Origin of the sequence: Niallia taxi (assembly GCF_032818155.1) — a bacterium.
Classification (GTDB): domain Bacteria; phylum Bacillota; class Bacilli; order Bacillales; family Cytobacillaceae; genus Niallia; species Niallia taxi_A.
This window is the reverse complement of record NZ_CP102590.1, coordinates 1225307-1249421: the sequence shown is the minus strand read 5'-3', so window position 1 is coordinate 1249421 and position 24115 is coordinate 1225307. Positions and strand designations below refer to the sequence as shown.

Annotated in this window: 18 protein-coding genes; 3 read left to right on the top strand and 15 right to left on the bottom strand. The window is 34.3% G+C overall.

Annotation, left to right across the window (positions count from 1 at the left end; translation table 11 throughout):
• Positions 1 to 185: 185 nt before the first annotated feature.
• Positions 186 to 1856, bottom strand: a complete 1671-nt coding sequence (locus NQZ71_RS25125; protein ID WP_317012011.1) for a glycoside hydrolase family 2 protein — start codon at positions 1854 to 1856, stop codon at positions 186 to 188.
• 193 nt (positions 1857 to 2049) lie between these two features.
• Between NQZ71_RS25125 and NQZ71_RS25120 the strand changes: the two genes are divergently transcribed.
• Together NQZ71_RS25120 and NQZ71_RS25115 are read left to right on the top strand one after the other, a co-directional pair.
• Positions 2050 to 2838 carry an AraC family transcriptional regulator gene (locus NQZ71_RS25120; protein WP_317012010.1) on the top strand — a complete coding sequence of 263 codons (789 nt, stop codon included), beginning with the start codon at positions 2050 to 2052 and terminating at the stop codon, positions 2836 to 2838.
• 451 nt (positions 2839 to 3289) lie between these two features.
• Positions 3290 to 3901 (top strand): sugar O-acetyltransferase, encoded by a 612-nt coding sequence (locus NQZ71_RS25115; protein ID WP_317012009.1) that lies wholly within the window; start codon positions 3290 to 3292, stop codon positions 3899 to 3901.
• A 386-nt stretch (positions 3902 to 4287) separates the two neighbouring features.
• Here NQZ71_RS25115 and NQZ71_RS25110 read toward each other — a convergent pair whose 3' ends face one another.
• On the bottom strand, positions 4288 to 5187 hold the full coding sequence (locus tag NQZ71_RS25110) for an AraC family transcriptional regulator (protein WP_317012008.1): 900 nt from the start codon (positions 5185 to 5187) through the stop codon (positions 4288 to 4290).
• 171 nt (positions 5188 to 5358) lie between these two features.
• Here NQZ71_RS25110 and melA point away from each other — a divergent pair, with 171 nt between their 5' ends.
• Positions 5359 to 6684 carry an alpha-glucosidase/alpha-galactosidase gene (melA, locus tag NQZ71_RS25105; RefSeq protein ID WP_260054429.1) on the top strand — a complete coding sequence of 442 codons (1326 nt, stop codon included), beginning with the start codon at positions 5359 to 5361 and terminating at the stop codon, positions 6682 to 6684.
• 247 nt (positions 6685 to 6931) lie between these two features.
• Here melA and NQZ71_RS25100 read toward each other — a convergent pair whose 3' ends face one another.
• The 13 genes from NQZ71_RS25100 to NQZ71_RS25040 all read right to left on the bottom strand — a co-directional run bounded on the left by NQZ71_RS25100 (position 6932) and on the right by NQZ71_RS25040 (position 24109).
• The gene (locus tag NQZ71_RS25100; RefSeq protein WP_317012007.1) at positions 6932 to 8164 is read right to left on the bottom strand and encodes an MFS transporter; all 1233 of its coding nucleotides are present in this window, start codon (positions 8162 to 8164) and stop codon (positions 6932 to 6934) included.
• A 147-nt stretch (positions 8165 to 8311) separates the two neighbouring features.
• Positions 8312 to 10513 carry an alpha-galactosidase gene (locus NQZ71_RS25095; RefSeq protein WP_317012006.1) on the bottom strand — a complete coding sequence of 734 codons (2202 nt, stop codon included), beginning with the start codon at positions 10511 to 10513 and terminating at the stop codon, positions 8312 to 8314.
• A gap of 86 nt (positions 10514 to 10599) precedes the next feature.
• The gene (locus NQZ71_RS25090) at positions 10600 to 11418 is read right to left on the bottom strand and encodes a carbohydrate ABC transporter permease (protein WP_317012005.1); all 819 of its coding nucleotides are present in this window, start codon (positions 11416 to 11418) and stop codon (positions 10600 to 10602) included.
• Complete coding sequence (locus NQZ71_RS25085) at positions 11418 to 12284, bottom strand: carbohydrate ABC transporter permease (protein ID WP_260054470.1); 867 nt, start codon at positions 12282 to 12284, stop codon at positions 11418 to 11420. The genes NQZ71_RS25090 and NQZ71_RS25085 overlap by 1 nt, the downstream gene beginning before the upstream one ends.
• Before the next feature lie 186 nt (positions 12285 to 12470).
• Positions 12471 to 13703, bottom strand: a complete 1233-nt coding sequence (locus tag NQZ71_RS25080; RefSeq protein ID WP_317012004.1) for an ABC transporter substrate-binding protein — start codon at positions 13701 to 13703, stop codon at positions 12471 to 12473.
• A 442-nt stretch (positions 13704 to 14145) separates the two neighbouring features.
• Entirely contained in the window at positions 14146 to 15171 is a 1026-nt protein-coding gene (locus NQZ71_RS25075) for a LacI family DNA-binding transcriptional regulator (RefSeq protein ID WP_317012003.1), read from the bottom strand.
• A 687-nt stretch (positions 15172 to 15858) separates the two neighbouring features.
• On the bottom strand, positions 15859 to 16116 hold the full coding sequence (locus tag NQZ71_RS25070) for a barstar family protein (protein ID WP_275008726.1): 258 nt from the start codon (positions 16114 to 16116) through the stop codon (positions 15859 to 15861).
• A gap of 645 nt (positions 16117 to 16761) precedes the next feature.
• Positions 16762 to 17172 (bottom strand): hypothetical protein, encoded by a 411-nt coding sequence (locus NQZ71_RS25065; protein WP_275008725.1) that lies wholly within the window; start codon positions 17170 to 17172, stop codon positions 16762 to 16764.
• 13 nt (positions 17173 to 17185) lie between these two features.
• On the bottom strand, positions 17186 to 19501 hold the full coding sequence (locus NQZ71_RS25060) for a T7SS effector LXG polymorphic toxin (RefSeq protein ID WP_317012002.1): 2316 nt from the start codon (positions 19499 to 19501) through the stop codon (positions 17186 to 17188).
• Between the two features lie 264 nt (positions 19502 to 19765).
• Positions 19766 to 20041 carry a hypothetical protein gene (locus NQZ71_RS25055; RefSeq protein WP_317012001.1) on the bottom strand — a complete coding sequence of 92 codons (276 nt, stop codon included), beginning with the start codon at positions 20039 to 20041 and terminating at the stop codon, positions 19766 to 19768.
• A 366-nt stretch (positions 20042 to 20407) separates the two neighbouring features.
• Positions 20408 to 20542 (bottom strand): hypothetical protein, encoded by a 135-nt coding sequence (locus tag NQZ71_RS25050; RefSeq protein WP_317012000.1) that lies wholly within the window; start codon positions 20540 to 20542, stop codon positions 20408 to 20410.
• Positions 20543 to 21792: 1250 nt separating this feature from the next.
• Positions 21793 to 23127, bottom strand: coding sequence for a hypothetical protein (locus NQZ71_RS25045; RefSeq protein ID WP_317011999.1), 1335 nt, complete (start codon positions 23125 to 23127; stop codon positions 21793 to 21795).
• Between the two features lie 28 nt (positions 23128 to 23155).
• The gene (locus NQZ71_RS25040) at positions 23156 to 24109 is read right to left on the bottom strand and encodes a ketopantoate reductase family protein (RefSeq protein ID WP_317011998.1); all 954 of its coding nucleotides are present in this window, start codon (positions 24107 to 24109) and stop codon (positions 23156 to 23158) included.
• Between the last annotated feature and the right edge of the window lie 6 nt (positions 24110 to 24115).

Here is a 24115-nt window from a genome sequence, read left to right as displayed (position 1 = left end):
TTATTCATTATTCTCTTTAAAGGATGGGTTTTTGTCTATAAAAAAAATGTACCGTATTGTACGATAGTACATCTTTCTAAAGATAAATATTTCTTATGGATAACTCTTACCAATTGTCCATTATCCATGAAATTCAGATTATTTATAATGATTGTTTCTTTTACCGCTGTTTGGAGATTAAAAACTTAATAGGAATGAAAAATTTCCTTTACTTTATGATAAGCAAGCTTTTCTCTTCGATAAGTATCTACGAGTCCTTTATTGTTTTGGGATTTCGGCCTTCCATGAAACCATCCCTTGTCTACCCTACAATCTGCATACTGCCAGATTATTACTCCACTTAAATCTTCATCCGATAATATGGTAGATACTTGTTCAGTTAAAGCAGACTGCTGGTATTCTTCCGTCCACTTTTCCTGATTATTATTCCTGTAACCATAAATTGCACCAGCTCCAATTTCACTGATTAGTAATGGTTTACCTGCACCAGAAGTACTATTAACGAACTTTTTAAGATTGTATAAGGAATCCTTAACTGATGTTTCATGATACCATCGCGGGTAGATATTAAAAGATACTATATCAACCAAATCCAGGCACAGATCTGAACCTATATGTGCTTCAAGACTTGCAAAGGATACCGGACGACTAGAATCTAAATGTTTAATAAGTTCAAACTGCTTTGCGTAGCAGGATCTCCCAAACTCTGTGTTACTCACACATTCATTTAATATCCCCCATACATAAATAGATGGGTGGTTTATATGACTTTCAATCATTTCTTTAATACAATCCAAACTTTGTTTCTCAAAGTTTTTGTGTCTCATCTGTTCTTCACTTAATCCTCTTGCATGAGACTCTTCCCATACAAGTATTCCATTCTCATCACATAAATCTAAAAAACGCTCATCATTAGGATAGTGACTAGTTCGAATACAATTTGCACCTAATGACTTAATCATTTCAATATCTCGATACATTGCTTCTAGGGGAAGTGCACACCCAAATTCTGCATAGTCTTCATGGCGATTTACTCCTTTAATAATCACCTTTTCTCCGTTAAACAAAATGTCCTTTCCACTGACTTTTACTTCACGAAAGCCTACTCTATCAATTAAATCGTCCACTTCTTTTCCCTTGTCAAACAGCTTTGCCTCCAGCATATATAATTTCGGATTTTCCAATGTATACGTAGTTGCAGCAGGAAACTCAAAGCTATTCTCTAATAGTGTTTCAGCATTAGGAGGAAGTACTTTGTCAACAAAGGAAATCTCATCATCTCCAACCTTTATTTTCAGCGTTACAAGCTTTTTCTCATTGGAAAGATTACTTAGCAAAGTTCTGATTGATGCATACCACTTCCCATTTTCCTGATATGGGATAAAGTGAGTATTTTTGATAAACATTTCACCAATTTCCTCCATTACTATCGGCCGCGTAATTCCACCGTAAGAATGATAATCGTTGCTCACATGCAAAGCAGACTCCATATGAAAGGAATTATCCACAATAATCTCCAGTAAATGTTCACCATGAGGTATATCCTGTAATAATATATTGAATTCTGTATAAGCATTATAATGGTATCCAACCTGCTTCTTGTCCAGGTATACATATGCCGTATGGCTGACTCCCTTAAATACTAGACGGGCATTTCCCCCAAAGGTTACTCTCTTTGAATACACTGCCTTGCCTTTATAAGAAGCAAGATTTGGATTGCTTTCCCAGCAGCTCGGAACAAGCATTTTGTATTCCTCTTGTTTTTTCTCCGATGAACTTAAGATATGAAAATCCCATATTGGATCAAGTGGTACTTCTCTACGGACCATGTGATTTTGAAATAACCTCGTATACATGAAGACCCTCCAAGCTTCTTTTTATTAGTTTTATTAACATCACTTAAAATTCCTACAAATATTAACACTGATAAAAAGTAAGATTCATACTTTTCATCAAGTACTTGATAATGGTTTCAATATAATACTTTAAAGGCATATCTTCAATAACATATAATAAGATGAAACTGATATATACTGAGGTGTTAAAGATATGTTTAAAATTCTGCGCATGGGTTGCAATTCTACACATGGCAACAATTTTTCTGTTAATCGTCCCAAAGGGTATGAATGGTGTCTTCTCTTGTTTGTTAAATCTCCGGCAGTTTTCATAATAAATGGTGAGGCAGTATCTACACCCGCTAATACTCTGATAATCTTTGATAAGAATTATCCTCATGAATACAGATCGAGCGGAGCGGAATACAAAAATGACTGGATACATTTTGAACTTAATGCGTCTTTTTTTGACCAATACCCAATTAATTTGAATACCCCGCTTTTTATCTCAAACCATTTATATATATCTGATTTAATCCAAAAAATAGCAAATGAATTTTATTCTATCAATTCTTACAAGGAGCAAACCATTGATTATTTGATGCGTGTTTTATTCGTAAAGACGAAAGAAATGGTGGAGACAAATACTCTCCAACCTTGGCGCTCAAAAGTTCATGAGGAACTAATTAAACTTCGAAGTGAAATATACAGCAACCCTCAACACAACTGGTCAATAGCATTAATGGCTAGTAAGCTACATATAAGCTGTGGTCATTTACAAAATATCTATAAAAACACCTTCCATATCTCCTGTATGTCTGATGTTATCAAAAGTAGAATTACTTATGCGAAGGAGCTGCTAATGGAATCAGATTCACAGGTGGGAGAAATTTCAAATTTATGTGGTTATGAAAATGAGGTGCATTTTATGAGGCAGTTCAAGAAGTTAACTACTTTAACCCCTTCTGAGTATCGTAGGTTGAACAGTATAAGAGATAAGTAAAGTTAAAACTTCTGAAAGTTAGAAACATGTTTGAGGCTTGTTGAGACTTGATTTCGTATAACAAGCGAAGCTGTGATGCTGCATTAAGGATATCGAGGCTACTGGAAAAAATTCAGAGAAGGAGATTTTAGAATGAATCCAGCAGTGAGTCTGGATGTGCTTAAAGGTGAAGATCAGGTTCAATTTATCTTGCGAGGAAGACAAGATTTTACCCTCCTACCACACTAACTTACCATTGTAGTTAGCGTGTAAACGTTTTACGATTAAAATAATCAAAACAAAAAGGGAATACAGAATAATCATTTCCTGTTAAAATCTCTTTTTATCTCCTTTCAGAAAATAGAAGGTTTCTTGTTTCACTTTACATGCAAGTAAGATAGTCTAGCATTTACAAAAAAATGCGGTATAAGGTTAGTCTAACAAATAGAATCGAAAATAGGAGTGAATATATATGTCTATTAAAGAAAAGATGAAAAGCGGGAAATTATATCTCTGCAATGATGAAGCTTTGGGGAAAGAGCAAACGCAAGGTTTAGAGTTATTATATGACTTTAACCACACTAGACCTTCTGAACGAGAAAAAAGAAAGGAAACTTTGCATAAATTGTTTGCGGAAATAGGAACTAATGTTTATATCGAACCACCACTTCATGCAAACTGGGGAAGACACACACATTTAGGAAATGATGTCTACGCAAATTTCAACCTGACATTGGTAGATGACACCGATATTTATATAGGAAATAATGTATTAATTGGCCCTAATGTAACGATTGATGCTGGAACTCATCCCATTCATCCCGAATTACGGAGAAAAGCAGCACAGTATAACCTGCCTGTGGTAATTGAGGATAATGTTTGGATTGGTGCTGGAGCAATTATTTTACCAGGGGTTCGTATTGGGGAAAACACAGTAATTGGAGCCGGTAGTGTAGTTACGAAGGATATTCCGCCTAATGTAGTAGCAATTGGAAGCCCTTGCAGGGTACTTAGAAAAATCAATGAGAATGATATGAAATATTATCATAAAGACAAAAAAATAAACGAAGAAGATTTACTGTAAATATTCCTCAATAATCTTACCTTAATTGAAGGTGTACATTATAAGGTTAAGAGTATAAGGAAGGTCCTCTTTTCCCTGCCAGGTTGACACTAATAAAGGTATTAAGCAGCCTTATTTCATTATCAATTGATGTAAGGTTGCTTATTTTGTTTGTAATTATAATTCCTCAGTATTCCTTAGCAACTTTAAATATTTAGGCATCTCTTGAACAAGGCAGATTCTAATAAGGCGTCACCCATTATTAAAGGCAACACCTCCCCTGTTTCTTCTAACCAAATGAGAGATGTGCTAGATAAATCTGCTCTCATCATTTACTTCTTCTTTCCACAATAGTTTGCCCTTATTAAAACGGTATTTCTCTTTTAAACTAATCAAATGATATACTCTTAATCAATGATTAAATGATCAATTCCAACAATGTCTTTACTCTCTCGAAATGTCCCGGCTGATACACCAACTGCTTTTCGAAACACTTTGTTAAAATAGTTGGCATTTGCATAACCTACTTGGGTAGCAATGTCTGTTACAGGGGTTCTTGTTGAACGAAGAAGCTCTACTGCCTTTTGAATTCTTATTTTGGTAAGGTATTGCATAGGTGTCATATTTAGTTGGTGCTGAAACTGCTTAATAAAGTAATATCTTGAAAAACCGGATACGCCTGCTATTTCGTCGAGTGTGATTGGTTCATGATAATGTGTTTGAATAAAGGTTAATGCCTCTGTAATCTGGCTAGAGAAACCTTTCGCTGTTTTTTCAATATTCCTTATGAAACGGTAACATTCCATCACAAACTCATAAGCCTTCGCTGAGGCATAATACGCATCTGTAACCTTTTGTTCAGATGTTTCTTGATAGATTTTCAGCAAAAGCCGGATTAACTTTGAATCTGGAGGTACTTTCAAGACAGGACCACTCAGTTCTTGCATTAGCCGCCAACAATCGGAGGCTTCTCTTCCTACTAATGTAATAAAAAGAAACTCCCAACCCTCACTTTCCTTTGGAAAGTAATATCGATGATCACTGGGAATCTCGACAATAAAGGCTTCTCCTGCCTTCACTGTATAACTTTTGCCCATTACATCAATCCTACCCGTTCCTGACAAAGTATATTGAAAAACAAAAGTTCCTACGTCTTTCCGCTTTAACCCATGCCAATCATAAACTGCTCCAGGCATTATCTCTTCACGGCCAAGCACTAAAATATTTGCCATATGAACCACATCTTGAAAACGAAAACCGTACGTCTGATAATCCTTCACAGCTTTCCCCCTATAAATTAAGGACAATATTTCACCCTCCTATCGCACTAACTTACCATTGATACAGTTATGTAAGCGGTTTATCATTATTATAACAACAAAAATATAAAGTTGAATACGGGCCACTTTTTTTATTTTTTAAAGCAATTTTTTCTTTTAAAAAATTTAATCAGTCGCCCTATAACAGGAGGTTAATTAATGTCGAAAATTACGTTTATTGGAGCAGGGAGTACAGTTTTTGCAAAAAATGTTCTAGGTGACTGCATGTATGTTCCTGCATTAGCTGGTTTCGAGTTCGCATTATTTGATATAGACAACCAACGCTTAAAAGACTCGGAAAATATGTTAAATAATTTAAAACAAGGGTTACAGGCAAACATCGTTGTGAAAGCCTATTCAAATCGCAAAGAAGCATTGCGAGGAGCAAAATACATTATTAATGCTATTCAAGTTGGTGGCTACAAACCAAGTACGATCATAGATTTTGAAATACCTAAAAAGTATGGCCTTCGTCAAACAATTGCTGATACAATCGGGATTGGCGGAATTTTTCGTTCTCTTCGCACCATTCCGGTTATGTGGGATTTCGCTAAGGATATTGAAGAGGTTTGTCCGGATGCCCTGCTTTTAAACTATACTAATCCAATGGCAACATTAACGGGAGCAATGCTGCGCTATACAAATGTTAAGACTGTTGGATTATGCCATAGTGTGCAAGTTTGCAGTGAACACCTCCTTAAATCCTTAGGTATGGATCACGAAGGAGTAGAAGAAAAAATTGCTGGTATTAACCATCTGGCATGGCTTCTTGAAATCAAACGCGACGGCAAGGACTTATATCCGGAAATTAAACGCCGTGCGAGGGAAAAACAACAAACAAAACATAATGATATGGTTCGCTTCGAATTAATGGACAAATTTGGATACTATGTAACTGAATCCTCTGAACATAATGCTGAGTACCATCCGTATTTCATTAAACGTAATTATCCGCATTTAATCGAGAAATTTAACATTCCACTCGATGAGTATCCGCGTCGATGTATAGAACAAATTGAACGATGGGACAAAATGCGCGACGAGATGGTCTTTAATAAGCATTTAACCCATACCCGTTCGCACGAATACGGTTCCCGTATTATTGAAGCGATAGAGACGAATATTCCGTTTAAATTTGGCGGAAACATCTTAAATACAGGGCGCTTAATTAGTAATTTACCGGAAAAAGCCGTTGTTGAAGTATCTTGTATTGCTGATCGGAGCGGAATCACACCTTGTTATGTAGGGGATCTTCCAGAACAGTTGGCTGCACTTAACCGTTCAAATATTAATACACAGCTTTTAACAATTGAAGCTGCGGTAACGAAAAAGAAAGAACATATTTATCAGGCAGCCATGCTTGATCCTCATACTTCTGCCGAATTATCAATAGATGACATCATTGCGATGTGCGACGATTTAATCGAAGCTCACGGTAACTGGATTCCAAAGTTTGAAGATCCTAAACAAATTTCGTTCATATAACGAGTAGAGTATTAACTGTATAAATATAAAAATACTATAGGGCAACTAATATTTACAGTGCAGTTCAAGAGTTAGTTGCCTTTCTTTACTATCAGTGACTAGTTATACTTCATATCTTTACATATAAGATTGAATGGGAAAGCATATGGAAAGTCCGTTTGGGTATTTGGCATTTCTTTATCACTTCTGCTTAGGTGATATCTTATTGAGAAGCTACATATTATGTGGTGCAGTTGAACTATCAACTTCAGATGATATTTTCTACTCTTAAACTTTTTATGGAAGTTTTATTTGGTAATGTAAACATAGACAAAATTGTAAAGATCAGAGCAATGCTACCTAGTAACAAATATGCACTCTTAAAACCGACTGTATCATACATATTACCAGCGATAGTCGATAAAAAGATCGAACCAACTTGCTTTGAAAACTGAAATCCGATTAAATAAATGGTAGCCGACAATCTCATATCAAAATTTGCTGAAATAAATTTAAATACAGCTACTAATAAAATGGGTACCTCAATGGCATGCATTAATTTTAATAAACTAATGAAGATAGGGCCGTCCGCAATGCCGGACCCTAAAATTCTGAATGACATAACAAACCCAGCATAAATAAGAGCCTTCTTCGCCCCAAATTTATTAATAATAAATGGAGCTAGTATCATAACAATAGCTTCAAGAAAAATTTGAAGGGTTACAAGATTCCCAAACACCTCAGTACCCTTTTCTGCTGTTGCAAAGAAGTGAGTAAAATATACCGGGAATTGTTGATCATACACATCATAAATACACCCTACCCCCAAAACGTATAGTACAAAAAACCAAAATTTTTTATTTTTAAATAAAGCAATGGTTGAACCCTTTGGTACCTGCGATTCAATGTTTCTAGTACCTTTTTGGAGATTATTATCTAATTTTGCAAAACTTAAAACAATCGCTAATAAAACAGCTGCCATACTACTAATCCAAAAAATCAAGTCTGGATTAGAGGTAAATAAATGGCCTGTAACAAAAGAACTAATTGCCGCACCTATGTTACCAAATACCCTTACACGTCCATATTCAAAGTTATTTAGGTGACTTACTCTTTCAATGTATGCTTCAATAGCACCTACACCGCCATTAAAAACAGCGCCCAGGTAAGCGCCACCAATTATAGCCGCCAAAATAATATTTGTTTTTAGTAGAACAGGAAGTATATAAACAAAAAATGGCCCAATAAAGACTAGTAATCCAACAAAAAACCATAGTAAGTTCTTTCTCAAACCTAACTTATCTGAAATTATTCCAAAAAAGGGCTGGTAACAAATAGCGGATATAGAAATAGCTGAAAATATAATTCCTGTTTCTGTTGAACTTAAACCACCTATGTTGGTAAGCCACAATGATAAAAACATTGTACATGCAGCCCAAATAAAGAAATATAATAAAAAGAATGTTCCGAAAAGCCAATAACTCTTATTTAGTTTTTTCAATTACATCTCCTCCACCATCTTATAAAATAAATGATTTAAAACACATACTAAAAAAAATGATGGAAATGATGTTTTATCGATTCCCATCACGTTTTCTTGATTTTCACCCTTCTGGGTTATTACGTTGTAATAGCAGATTTACTCTTTTTAGGATTTACTCTCTTTTAATCTAAAAACATAACTTTGGAAATCTCCTTTTATTTCAGCTGGGATACTAATTCCAGCGTAAGTAAGCTCGTCTCCACCATACACTTTATCTGTTCCCACAACCTGGTATTGCTTAAATGGGTCAATTCCTTTTAACTTTATAAAGGTAAAAGGAGCAGCTGGTTCAGCTAATACTCGGAAATAGAAGACTATAATTTCAGTTTTATCTTTCGTTGTAAACAACCAAGACGTTTCATTGCCTTCGAACGGGCTTTGCAAGCGGTAAAAATCACCAAATTGGATTAATTGACGAATTTCTTTATATTCTGACACCTGCTCTTTAACCATTTCTTTTTCTTCGTTTGAGAGTTTTACCAAATTTAGTTCGTAGCCTAAATTACCTGACATAGCCACGTTTCCACGCATTTCTAACGAAGTATAGCGATGTACCTGATGGTTTGGAACTGCAGAGACATGAGCACCCATTGAAACAATTGGATACACGAGACTTGTGCCATATTGAATCTTCAAACGTGATATAGCATCTGTATTGTCGCTTGTCCAGGTCTGTGGCATATAATACAACATACCAGGATCAAATCTCCCACCTCCTCCAGAACAGCTTTCAAACAGAATGTGCGGAAAATCCGAAACAATACTTTCCATGACTTTATAAAGACCAAGCATATAACGGTGTGCTGTTTCTCTTTGCCTCTCAGCTGGTAATATAGCAGAACCAATTTCTGTCATATGACGATTCATATCCCATTTAACATAGGAAATCGGCGCACTTGATAGAATATCACTAATCCGTTTCGTTATTTCATCACAAACATCTTCTCTAGAAAAGTCTAGTATAAGTTGATTGCGACTTTCAGACCTACTTCGATTTGGAACATGTAGGCACCAATCTGGATGCTGTCGATACAATTCACTGTCAGCAGAAATCATTTCTGGTTCAACCCAGAGACCAAATTCCATCCCCATATCCTTAACACTATGTGCAAGTTGATCCAATCCATTTGGTAGCTTTTTCTGATCAACGAACCAATCTCCCAAGGACGAATTATCATTATCCCGCTTTCCATACCATCCATCATCAAGTACAAATAATTCTATCCCTAATTTACGCCCTGTTTCAGCAATTTCAAGAATTTTTTGCGAATTGAAGTCAAAATATGTTGCTTCCCAGTTATTTATTAGAATAGGTCGCTCCTTATCTCTGTATAATCCTCGCACTAAGCGGTTACGGTACAATTCATGAAACGTTCTTGACATCTCCCCAATACCTTCAGATGAATATACCATAACTACTTCAGGCGTTTGGAAACTTTCTCCCCCTTCTAATTTCCAGCGAAAATCAAATGGATTAATCCCCATTGTTACTCGTGTATTACTAAACTGATCTACCTCTGCTTGTGCCAAGAAATTCCCGCTATACACGAAGTTAAAGGCAAACACTTCACCGCTATCTTCAGTAGTATCTTTTTTCAGAAGTGCAATAAACGGATTATGCTGATGGCTGCTTGCACCTCTTGTGCTTTCAATAGATTGAATTCCATGCCGCAACGGTTTGCGCTCAATATGTCTTTCTTTTACATGTGCACCGTGGAGATGCAAGAAGTCGAAATCTGCATTTCTAAAATCAACACAAACACTCTGGGCACTAAGCAATGTAACCGACTCATTTCCCTTATTATCGAAGCGTACAGAACGTGTTATTACGTTAAGATGTTCGAAAACGGTATAGCACAATATAACTTTTAATCCTATTATTGAGTCTTCCATTGTAATCTCAAGTGTTTCTGCTTCATTATCTTTTTCAACATATGTTGAGGGCAGCCCATTAAGTTTAGGCTTACCTTTAAAAATCTTATGTGAAATATATCTTAAATCTGATATCGTTGATCCATTCTCCAATTGAATTTGATAAGCTGGCTTACGGAAATCAGAGTTCCCATACTGTGGATATTCTTGCGGTAACGTATCTAAAGAGAATACTCTGTCATTTCTGTGCTCATATGGATTACCGGAAAAACCCCTGTCTTGATATTGAAGATAGTTTGCGAAATTATATTTCGCTATCCCTTTCCCCCAATAATAATGCACAAGGTAACCATCACGTAGGATACCTATTACATAACTTGTATCCTTTGCTTTTAAATGAAATGTTCTTTCTGATGCTTGATAATAAATCCCCATTTTTCACAACTCCAATGCTCTATTATACGCAACTACTTTTCTTCTAAAAATTTTAGATAGGATAGCGTTGGATGTTTAATGTTTAATTATTTAATGGCACCCTTGACAACTCCACCAATAATCCATCTCTGAGCAAATAAGTAGATAATTACCATTGGAGCCATGGATAAAATATAGGATGCGAAGGCCAAATTATAGTCTGTACCAAATTCAGTCTGGAACACGTACTGTACTAGTGGAAGCGTGTAATCTGCCGAATCGCTCAAAATTACTAAAGGAAGCAAGAAATCATTCCATGCCCATAAACAAGTCAAAATACCGATTGTTGCGTTAATTGGTGTTAAAAGAGGAAAGATGACCTTCCAAAATACTCCCCATGTACTACTTCCATCCATTATGGCTGCCTCCTCTAACTCTACAGGAATAGAACGGATGTATCCGACATAAATGAAGATATTCATTGCCATACCATAAACCACATACAGAATAGTTAAACCAATAGGATTATTTAATCCAATTGCAGAGGTTTGTTTCACAATAGGTAACATGATAATTGGAAATGGGATAAATAAAGCACTAACAAAGTAGTAATATAACATTCTAAAAAGCTTTCTATGCATATTCCTAGCAATCGCATAAGCTACAAGTGAATTAGATAGAATAGTAAATACTAAGGTAAAGAAAGTGATTAGTGCACTATTTTTGAAAGCAGCAAAGAAGTTGGTTGCTTCAATTGCTCTTGTAAAGTTGTCCCAATGAAAATTAAGAGGAAACGATAATGCCGACTCTGCTAATTCCTGCGGACTTTTTAACGCAATAGAGATGGTAATATACAATGGGAAAAGTATTATTAACGATCCTAAAGCAATTAGAATTGTTATAGGCCAGTTCACACGTTGGTTCATTACATATTCATCTCCCTTTTTTGTAGTACTTTAAGCTGGAACACAGAAATGGCCATGATGACAATGAAGTAAATTACAGCGTTTGCAGATTGATAGGCAAACTCCCCGCCGCTAAATCCTCCATTATAGATTAACAAGGCAATAGAAGTGGTTGAGTAACCAGGGCCTCCATTTGTCATTGCTACTATCTGATCAAAAACCATCAGTGAATTTTTCATTGATAACACCATATTAATCGTAAAGAACGGTGCAATTACCGGAAACGTTACTTTCCAAAATTGCTGCCATCTATTTGCACCATCTAGACTTGAAGCTTCATATAATTCCGTTGGCACAGTTTGCAGACCTGATAAATACAAAATGATATTAAAAGCACATGATTGCCATAAAAAAACAAGCAATATACCAATCCAAGCAAGATCAGCATTTCCAAGTATATTTTGGGTTAGAAACCCAATCCCATATTTTTCTCCGATGTCTGGAAGAATACTAGTAAAGAAAAAATTGAAAATAAATCCGACGATTAATACACTTAATATATTCGGTAAAAAATAAACCGCTCTAAAAAAGTTTTTACCTTTAATTTTTGCATTCAATCCAACTGCTAGAACTAGACTGAATAAATTGATAAGAATAGCACCTACAACAGCAAATTTAAAGGTAAACCCATATGAATCTAGAATTGCCTGATCTTTAAATAAGTTAATATAGTTTTTAAAACCTACAAAATCATAATCCAGCGCAATTCCGTTCCAATTAGTGAATGAATAATAAATCCCCTTTAATGCCGGAAGAGTATGAAAAGCAAAGAAAAGCAAGGCTGCAGGTATAACCATTAAATAAAAAGTAATCATTCTCGAATTTATTTTCTTCTTACGAATTATCACTGGTTTAGAGTTTGGCGTAGAAGTTTGTAGTTTTCCAACCATCGATTCATTATTTTTCATTAAAGTTGCACTCCTTTTTAAAGGTTGGAACTGTCCCATAAGCTATTACATTTTTATTAAACATATATAGTAATAGCTTCTTAAAGACAGTCCCCTATTAAAAAACTACTGACGATTTTGAACTTTTTTCCAATCTTTTTGTATCTTATCAAGAAAAGCATCTACATCTTTATCCATTACCAATGTCTGTAATGTTTTATCAGGTGCTACTCCATTTGGAATGTAGTGATCCGGAAAGTCTGCTAATGCTCCTTTTTCAAAGCTATCTTTTAGTTCAGCAACAGTTGGGTCATCCTGAGTTATTCCTTCAAGTGCTGAAAACGCATTCTGTTCACCAATATATTGCTTGGCATTTTCTTCTTTCAGAAGGAATTCAATAAATTTTTGTGCTTCTTCAGGGTGTTTTGATGATGCTGACGTAGCAAGCATTAAGTCTACACCAGATACTAACTTTGTCTCATCTGGATTATTTGTTGCTGGAAATGGAAATACTCCTAAATCAATGTTTTGGTTAGCTTTCTTTATTTCGGGAATTGCCCAGATACCTTGTAAATACATAGCAGCCTCTCCATTGGCAAACGCAGTATTCCCATCATTATAACCAACACCCTGTTGGTTATTGTGACCATAATTAGCTAAATCAACTATTTTCTCAGCTGCCTCTTTATATCTTTCTCCTGCAAGAATTTTCCCTTTATTTAACTGAGTATAGAAGTCTTCTCCCTGAGTGTTAGCAGCAAGAGCATTAAATGCCGATAAAATGGTCCAAGAATCCTTATATGTATGATAGAAAGGAATTTGCCCTGAATCCTGTACCTTCTTGGCTACAGCAATGAAATCATCCCATGTTTCTGGTATCTCCAGGTTCAACTCCTTAAAAATTGATTTATTATAGATAACTCCAACAGCATTAGCTGCATAAGGAATTCCATAAACTTTTTCCTCGTTAGATACATCTTTTAGCATTTGTATATATGCCTGCTGAATGTTCTCAAGATTTTTATCTTTTGATACATCTGTGAATACACCTGTTTCAGATAGATCTTTATAAGTTATATCTCCCCCAATTCCCATAACATCTGGAATATCTGATTTTGATACTCTTGTACGTAAAACAGTAGTAGCTTCTGGTGGACTAGTTTGTTCCACATCGATATTTGGATTTTCTTTTTCGAATTTCTCAATCAATTTATCAAACGTTTCCATACCTTCACGCTTATAATGAAAAAATTCAATTTCAACCTTTCCATCTTGCCCATTTGCATTTTTTCCACCACATCCTGCAAGTAATGAGATTGATAATGCCCCTGCCGTTAGTAATGAGATTGTTTTCTTCATTAGAACCCCTCCACATTTTTAGTAAAATTACGTTAAGTTTACCATTGGTATTTCCATATTGTTGGTAACGGTTTCATTTAATAGAAAACATCCCTTTCAGCAAAATCCTTTAAAAGTTATTCTTTTGCCAAAATACAATACGAAAAATTTTCACTTTACTTAAGTTAACTAGTTAATTTAAGTAAAGTATCGTATTTATAATTTACCAAAAAAAGCGCTTACGTACAATATATTTTTTATTTTTATAATAATTTGATAAATATTAGTTAAATGATTACTTATTTTTCGAAACATTATATTGTTGAATTGATTGTGTATAAATGAAAAAACAGGAAGGACTTTGTCGCTAAAGTCCTTCCTGTCTCTATAAATACTATAGTAGTACCACACTGCTCAAATTATATAGGATATTACCCATTATATATATTAAGATTAAAGATAATTATTTAATACATTCACCAACACTATCTCGATAGATTAATTGTGCAGGAAGAATAACCTTTAATGGTATTTCCCTTCCTTTTATTCGATCGAAAAGCAATTTCACAGCCGTTTTCCCCATTTCATCCCCTTGTACTCTAACAGAAGAAAGAGGAGGATTCATAAATGCAGCAGCCTCAATATCATCAAAACTAAAAACAGAAACTGAATCAGGTACTACGATATCAGCTTCATGCAAAGCTCGGAGTACTCCAATCGCCATTGGATCGCTCCCCACTACAATGGCACTTCCAAGAAGTTTACTTTCAATTAGTTGTTTTGTTAAATTATATCCACTTGTAGTCCCCCAATCACCTTCTAAGACTTTAGCAGGGTTATACAAGTTTTTTCCTTTCATGTTTTTTTCAAAAGTAATTTTACGAATATCCTCTTTTTTCCTTATCTTTGTTTCTACTAATTCATATACATTACCTTTACCGCCTAAATAAACTATATCGGTATGGCCAAGTGAAAATAAAAACTCCATTACTTGATTGGTTGCACCCTCAAAATCAGAGATAACAACATCAACATTTGTATCTAAGGGTAGATAATCTACTGCAACAATATTATTATTTTTATTATAAATTTTCCTTAGATCGTCAATTTCAATATCACCTATGACAATCAGTCCATCCAACCCATTTAAACTTTCAGATGAGATATTATTTTTACCTACCATCATAGTTGAAACAATTGTTAAGCCATACTGCTGACAGCTATTTTCTATCCCATTCCGAATAGAATAAAAATACGGATCAATATTTTCATCATTTAACATAATAAGACCAATATGAAATTCATCAGCTTGCTTTACTAGTTTTGAACTCTTCTTCCTTAACGGTTTATAATCTAATTCGTTAACTATACTAATAACTCTACTTCTCGTTTCCTCTGTTACCGATAGAGTAGGGTCATTATTAATAATCCTTGAAACAGTTGCAGTTGATACATTGGAAAGTCTCGCTATGTCCTTTAATGTTACCATATTTATCACCTTTTTATTTTTAGTTAAATTAACTAAAATTATCTAATAATAATTTAACAATAAAAGCACTTTGCTGCAAGAGTTTAGTTTATTATAGAGTCTTTTTTATAGCAAAATATGAAAACAAATAGAAATAACCCAAACGGTATTTGAAAATATATTGAAGATAATAATTGGTTTATTTGGTTAGTTCCTAACATTTGTAGGGGTTATTTTTATGGTTAGCAAACAAAACTCCCTCAATAAACAAACACTTATCTCTAAAATATACAGGTTTCACGCAGTAAATAAGCGTTAACCCCTAAATAAGCGTTAATCCTTCTTAACCTTAAATATGGTATAAAAAGAAAACTGCTAAACCTTATGTATCACAGGTTTTAGCCGTTTATAATTAGAAATCTATGAAGCGTTAATATGTATTATACGAACAATTATTACGAATTGTTATTAGAATGGTTCTTGCTTACTTATTTATTATTTTATATAGGTATCAACGAAGGTATGGATAATTCCTCTACCATTATTTCTAGCCAGTATTAAATAAGACTCCTTGATGGTACCACCAACATAAGCTCTCGATTCTCAAACTAACCATTTTCTTATTGTCTCATCCAAATATTAGCCAATTTAATCTAAACTAAAGTAAAAAACCTTGAAAAGCATTTAGCCAATCAAGGTTTTAAAATATTATTTATAAACGACTTTACATTTCCAATGTGGATTTTGTTCGTTAAAATCATATAAGAGGTTAATGAAGATTTTAGAATCTTTTGGTAGCCTCTCTTCAACGTTGCTCCATCCCTCAAAAATCAAAGTTTCAGGTAATTCAATTAGTCCAGTAATTGCATCCCAAAATGCATCCCAATTCATTCCATAAAAATCGGGTAAATCAAGATTCTTTTTTAACAAATAATGAAAATCAGTTGAATTTTGAACTGCACTCACATCCAATATAAGTTTATCTTGTTTTGATTAGCTGACTCAGTAACTTTAAGAACTTCCTTGTATGTAGCATGTAATCGATATTGTCTGGCCCGGATTAATCCGTACCCTTTGTTGTAATCTTAAAAGCTAAATATAAAAAATTTTGCCATTTTACCACCCTATCAAACTACTTCTTTCTCGTGCACGGCAATTTATAGGCTGTTTACTGCTTCATCATGCTAAACAATGTTCACAATCCTTCTCATGATACAAACCAATGCTTGGCCCTTTGTTTTGCTTTCTTTTAATTTTCTTTGGTAATCATGAGCTCTCGATTCTCAAACAAATCATCTTCTTATTGTCTCACTCAAATATTAGCTGATTTAATATAAATTAAAGTAAAAACCTTGAAAGGCATTTAGCCAATCAAGGTTTAAGAATTGTATTAAGATTTATTGACTCAGATACTAGTCACCTATGTCTATTTTTTCATAATGCTTATCAATTAATTTCACTATATAATCATCTAATTTTTCAATAATATAGTATGACTTTTTAGCTTTCACAAGATTTGAGACATTTCACCATAAAGCTACAATTCACCCCAAATTATAGGAAATCAAGTGATTTTGTACATTTTTTAAGTTTAATAATATTTACGAATTTTTATAATTTGTTTTGTTGTAAAAATGCTACTAAAATCCTTTCAATAGGTAAACTAGCATTTTTTAGTAATTTCTCTACTTTGTCCTTTATTTGCTTATTAGAAGCAATTATTTTTTTATACTCTTCACCATCAAAAGAACGTAAAGAATCTATTGCATATTCAGCTACTTCATCACTCTCATTAAGTAAATCTAATAATAAATTAAATCCATATACTCCGTTATCTTCATCTATACAGTAGGCTAATCTAATTTTATATTTATCATCTTTATCTTTTAATCCTCGAATTAAATTCTCCCAATCAATATTAGTAAACTCACTCATCAATTCTTGCACATACATAAATTCATCGTCATAAAAATAATTATCTGCGCTATTTTCAGATAATACTTCATCTACTTTTTCGTACATTCACTTTCCTCCTCTATTTACTAAAACCACCTGGTAATGGAGCATTAATTTGTCCTGTTGGGTAGCCGCTAACTACCGTATCACCTATTTTAATAACATCAATTTCTACACCATCAACAATCCCCCTATGGAAAGTTGCTCCATCTCTACCTCTAATACTTATTGGAGGAGAATTACCAATATCAGTTATACTATCTAAGATTTTAATATCACTCCAACCTTCAGGAAATATTGTACTATTTTTTATTTTCGAAAGTTTCCCATCAGGAAATTGAGTTATATATTTGATATCTTTTGTACCATCAGGGTTGATTTTAATAGATTCTGTAGCATAGTTAGAATGGCTATTATTAATGTTTGATGAATGTCCCCCAATAATTTCATTTTTATTAGGGTTCTTTCTCTGTCCCAAAAGGATTTTTTCCTTCATTTCAGGTGTGATAATTGATTTAGCTCCGCTGACTGGCTTACTATTATTAACCGTACCCTTAGTAATTTTAGTATTAGCCTTATTTCCCTTTACCTTCTCTTTTATCTTCCTCAAATCACCCTTAGAAACCTTAATCGACCTACTAGTAATCTTCCCACCTCTAAAACCATAAACACTCCCAATTAAACTGCTAAAGATAATCGAATTAGATTCTAGCTTCGATAACTCTTCTCCAGTCCAGAGATTGTATCCGTCTTTTGCTGCTTGGATTTGTTCTAGGTAAATATCTGAATCAGGCTCGTTGTCTAACTTGATTTCTCCCTTTTTTATAGCCTCATTATATGCTAGGCTTGCTTTGGCTGCATCTTGATCTGTGCGATCGTTTTTGCTGAGGACCCATGTATTGCCTACGAGCTTTTTCTCGTATTGACTGAAGTCATACTTCACTTCTGTTTTGCCAGCGGTTTTCTTAGTGGTGTTTACTCTGCTGGTGCTTTTAACGGAGTGATTGGAAACTTGCTTTACGTTATTGTTTACATTGTCTGACTTAAACATAGCCAAACTTGGACCAAGTGGAGAGAGTTGGCTGTTAGATTGATATATATTTGTCAGGAATCCTTTATATTTTAATTGGCTTTTGCTTAATCCAGTTTGCACTAGCTGGTATGTTTTATTGACTGGTATTTCACTAATTCGAACGCCTTCTTTTATCATGCTAGGGGCATATGGGACAAATGGTATTGCTCCAATCATGCTTTGGGTAATACTTGCTTGGCGCTGTTCATTAGTGAGCTTGTTGCCGAACATATCTTTTCCTGTTATATATTCCGATAGTCCATTTGCTGAAATAAGGCCATATATGCCCATTTCTGTTTGTTCTAGTTTCGTGAAGGTGCGGACATTTTTATAAGCGTCAAGCGCATGATCAGCTGTATGAATCGCTTTCGTTGCTGAATAGATGCCTTTACCACCTTTAAGGGCTCTTCCTGCCCATCCGACAATTGGAATAAAGCCTGCGGCTGCCATTGCGCCAGCTGCTACTCGTTGTCCTTCCGTCAGCTTTACACCTGTAACGGGGTCGACTCCGTCTTTAGCTCGTATATAGTCATAATAACCAGTTAATTCGCCGGCGAAGGTTTTGGTACCCTCCCATAGGTCTTCATACCATGGGCGGTTTGCTATTTCCCTTGCTTCTTTCTCTTCCTTTTTATAGGAGAGGTAGCTGTTAGTTTGTGTCTTTGCTTCTACCATGGACTGATATGCATCACTCGATTGATAGGCTTCTGCATCAAAATGGATGGGTGAAATACTGCTGCCTTGTCTTGTTGCTTCCATTAAAGATTGGAAAAGAGCTTGAACATAGTGCTCTTCTCCTTCTGAAGAGAGGTATTCATCTTTTAACTCTTGGTCGACTTCCCCAACTGCATCGATCGTTTTGGTCCGTTTTTTTCTTACATCCATCATCAGATCGTCAAACTGGGAACGGGAATAAGGCGTTAAAGACACTAGATCATCAATGTCTCTAAAAATTTGCTCCAGCGCTCTTCGTTGTTCACTAATCATTTCGTCTGCCTGACGTTCTTTATATGCAAGCTCCTCTTCTAAAAAAGATGTTTCCACACGAGAATGGCCACCTAAGTCTTTATCTTCTAACCTTGAGCTTACTCCTTCAAAGAATGCAATCTGTCTGTCAATCAGCCGCTGCCATGCTTCTACTACTTCCAGCTGGCCCTGATAAAAACCTTTAATTGCTTCGGCACCTTTTCCTTCAAAATCATCTAAATGAACAATCTCCTGGAAGGCTTTGTGCAGCTGTGTAAACTGTGTGCGCAGCTCTTTATAGTGCTTAGCCCTTCCTTTCATTGTATCACGTAAACTAGATGCATCTAAAACTTTCATTTTTTCGCCTCTCTTTTACACGGATAATAGGTCCTTTAGTTAATAAATGGCCAGTATATCCCATATCCTTTTATTGTAAAAAAGATGAAGGGGTGTTTAAATAGGGAATTGGTTGGAAATTATCAACTAACCTAAGCTAAAGAATCTATAGTTCTACCTAAGTTAGACAACCTTTGTGTATGCTTAAAATAATTATTAGCAATCTTACCATTGCAAAAGTACTAATATGATGAGAAGCCATTCCGTTTGGCTAAGGTCTATGTTTTAAGCTCGATTAGTAATGCCATCTTGCTTATAATGTTCATCATTACCTGTTTGTACAGTAAAGACAAAACTGCTAGGTGTGTTTTCTGGAACTGATACCCTATAATTTTCATTAAATGTATAGTTTACTAGAGGATAGACGGAATATGCCATTGAAGCTTCATAATCATTAGAGGCTATGAATTTAGTAGAGGCATCGTCTAGTGATTCTGCCTTTATAACCGAATGGAAAAAGTCTGAAAACGTGTCATGTTTAATCACTAAGAAGTTCTTCATCAAGTTTTTTTCCATAATAATTTAGTTTTTATCTATTATTCTCCCTATATAATCATCGTCAAAAACTTTTCAATTTACAGTTATTCTACATGTAACAACGATTCACCTGCCAAAATTTAGGGGACAAGCACCGTTTTTATAATTTTACGGTGCTCAACCAATTATAATTAAGCGTCTAAGATATACCGGACCAAATCGAGTACCTTTTGCGTGTTACCATCCGTTTCGCACGTCACGATGGATTCTGAGCTTCCTACTTGTTTCATAATGTCATAAATAACAGCTGCTTTTGTCTATGCGCTAGAATGGACATTATGCTAGTTTGGGTTCTGGAATAAATATGGAATAAAAAGCGGGAACGATTCTTTAAAGATAGTCATATACTGACCGCCAAACTGGGCATATTCTGCTTGTCTTTTCATTCCTGCTCTTGAGCTTGCCACAAGCAGCAAGAATTAAGCCAGATGCTAATACTAGTGATGTTACTAATTTCTTTTTCACTTAAAGTTCCCAAATGTATGTAATTTGTCCATATTATACCAAATGAAGAAGTGGAATTGGGGCAAAATCCCTTTTTTTGGTTCTTTAATACCGATTGCACGATGTGTAAATAAGCCTATAACATTGTCTTAGAACGAAACTATTAGATTGTTCATCGTTAATTGAAAGGAGTGTGTAGCTGCTAATGAGTATAGAGGCTTTTACAACAGCATGTACGTATAATTAACAAGGGAAAAAACGAAGGTAAAGTATTAATGATAGGAATAGTGGTTACTAACTTTTTTGTTTTTTTACAGATAATAAATCCTTTAAAGGGAATATCATTTTAAAACGGTTATATGTCTATATAACTAAATATAGTACAAATGCGCTTACAAGACTTATTCAATCATATGAAAAATAAGCAGTGCAGTTTAATCGACAATTCCTATTAAAATAAGGATGTTGGGACAAAAACCTTGCCTATTTCATAGGTGCTCTTATCATTTGTTTCTAGCTTCTTCATATACAAGTATGTCCCAAACTTTCATAAGATAAAAATATTGTACTTACTTCTAATCTCCTCCAACAGATCTTCTACTTTATCTCGGTTAGAAGGAAATTTTTCCAGATAACTAACAACATTTTCCAATAAAATTCATTGTAATTTAGAATGGATTCGATGTCTTGTTTTACAGATAGAGAAGCGATGTAAAAGCAAACTCCTTCTTCTCCAAAGTATTCATCTTCCCATTCAGCATAGCTCCTTGCAAAGACAAACCACGTAAACTCATCTCAATATCCTTTTTCGTCTGCGATATTTTCCAAAATGGAGATGAAATCATCCCCCTTCATTCTAAAATACATTTAATTAAGTCCATATACTTTCTGTTTCTGCCATGTTTCCACCTCTTTATTAGTCAATAGTTAGGAAGAAATTAGGAACTTCTCCTTTTTTTTCATAAAAGTATTCTCTGAATTTACGCTCTTAGAGGCAACTCCAACTATCAATCTACCAATCCAATGATAGTACTATTATTCAGTGCTTCTTTGTCCAATCAGCGTAATATCTGGACTTCTCTAATTGAATTAATTTCTAACACGCTCTAACATACATATGAGAAGGGCTTCTACTCTATTCAGTTTATGTTTTTAAAAATTTTTGCACTAATAGTTCCTCGTCACAATGGCACTTCTAGCACCATTTGCTTCCATTGGTGTTAGAAGTGCCATTGTATTAGGATATTTAATAACTTAGTATTTTTTTAACATTATGATGATAATTGAAAAACTCTTATTTCGTTTATTAATAAATCAAAAAAGGAATCAACATCTTTTGAACTAGTCTCTGGTTCAAAGTAATGCACCGTCATTGTTAGATTATTATTATAACTACTAAATCCAAGTATAAAATTAGGGGCGTACCCTGCTGGTGAAACAATATAGGCATCTTTCACAGCAGTCTCTCCAATACAAAACGGGTAATCCGCAATAACACCCATATTTGTTAATAAAGGGGAGGACTTTCTACTTTTTACAGCTAGTTTACTGGTATTTCCAAAAAAAGACTTAACATTCTTGTATCCCATATCTCTGATGAGTTCCATTGCAATCGCACTATTTATTCCTGGATTATCTTGTTTAAGTTTCTTCATCATGGTAGATACACGTTTTAAGGTAGTCGTAAATGACTCTCCCTCTATCCAATCGAGTACTGAATTGATTTTTACAGACATATTACTACAAATAGCTGCTGTGTTATGTGAATGAAGATATCGGCGTAAATCAACTGTTGTTGTAATTTCCTTCGGTTCTAAAGTTTTAGGTTTAATAAGACTATATAATGTTCTATAGTAAGCAGTCATCATAAAATCATTAACAGTAGCATTATTACTTTTAATATAAGAAAGGATCTCTTCAAATTCATCTTTAAGAATTTTCCTAATAGAGACTAGTTGTTTATGTCTACCTTCATTAGTAAATGGAAAAGCCCAGTTAGCTTTTGAATTGTCTTGTTTTGAATTCCAGGCTTTCTTAAGATCTGTAATTCCTAGGTTTTGAAATATTTGATCAATGCTTCTATTGGTATTATTTTTTAATTCGGGATAGTAATCTATATTACTACATAATTGTCTATAAATGTTAGACAAAATATGCAAATAACCTTTTATACCAGAAACGTCTGTACATGAATGGTTAAATGTTAGACATAGAATATCATTAATATTGGTTTGAAAAATATAAGCTTGAAGTTGTCTTGAACTCGGAGAAAGTAAAGAGGAAAAGAATTTCTTTAGAGCCAAATCCTTATCCTTACATTCTTCTACTAAACACCATTTCATATCATCAATGTGTTCAAATCTCTTCCATATTGGGTCTCTATCAGTTTCTTGTAAATAACATCCTAAGATAGATTCCACATCAATTGATTGTCTCACAGCTTTAATCATTTTATCCGCCTGTATTCTTCCGTCCATTTCCAATACTACTTTTAACTGTGTATCCGCAGTATAAAATCCAGCTATATGATTAGCCCAATCCTGCCCACAAGTTGGAAATTCTCCAAGAATTGCGCTTGAATCTACATTACTAAATTCTTTCTCCATGTTCAGTAATCTCCTTTTTTATCGCCTATTAACGATAAATATCCTCGACATGATCTATATATTTTTTTAATGAGCTCATTTGAGGCATATTAATATTTAACTCGTTCCCCTTTTCCATTACATGAGAATAAATCTTTTTTATTTCATCTGCTCCATTGTAAAGTTGAAAAATAGTTCTTTGTGCTATATCCTTTTTCATCATAACCCATAATCCAAAGGTTGCTAACCAGGAAGGTAAAAAGAATGCTTTTGCATCTCCGAACTCTTTTATTTCTATTCCTCTAAGTTTACAGATAGTTAAGTTTTCACGTATACATAAAACACCTTGATGTAAATTTGATAAGTTATTTAAAAATTTATCGGCCCCTCCTGACTTCGCAATCATACTACTTATACCTGCATTAAGTGCAAATTGTTTCCAGAGCCAATGTTGCATGTTTTTTTGACATTTAACCTCAATATTTGCCTTTTTAAAAATACTTTTCATTTTCTCTAATCTTGGTGTCAATTCACCTGTTACTTCCCCTAATGAAATCTGATTCATTATCACACCATTTAAATTATTATTTTCAACAAATCCTCCACCCGCACTAGGGAATCCCCACAAATACTTTTCCTTAGGAATATATCTATTTATAGTTTCAAAATCAGTCCATAAATGATTAAAAAATAAGATATCCGCTCTTCCAATTTTTTTAGAAAGTAATGGTAATACAGAATCTAGTTGATAGTGTCTTACACTAACTATTACTAAATCAAAGTTATCAAAAGAAGGTAAGTCTTCTACAGTTTTCATTAAATATGTTTTAGATATATTACTCTTTTTTCGTTTCCGTGTATCTAATAGATTTAAAGAAATCCCCTTTTCTATTTCCCTTAGCGTATTAGATCGTACATAATGAGTTATATCGAATCCAGCTTCCTTAAGTATGTATCCATATATACTTCCAATAACACCAGATCCAAATATTAAAATTTTCATTTGTTT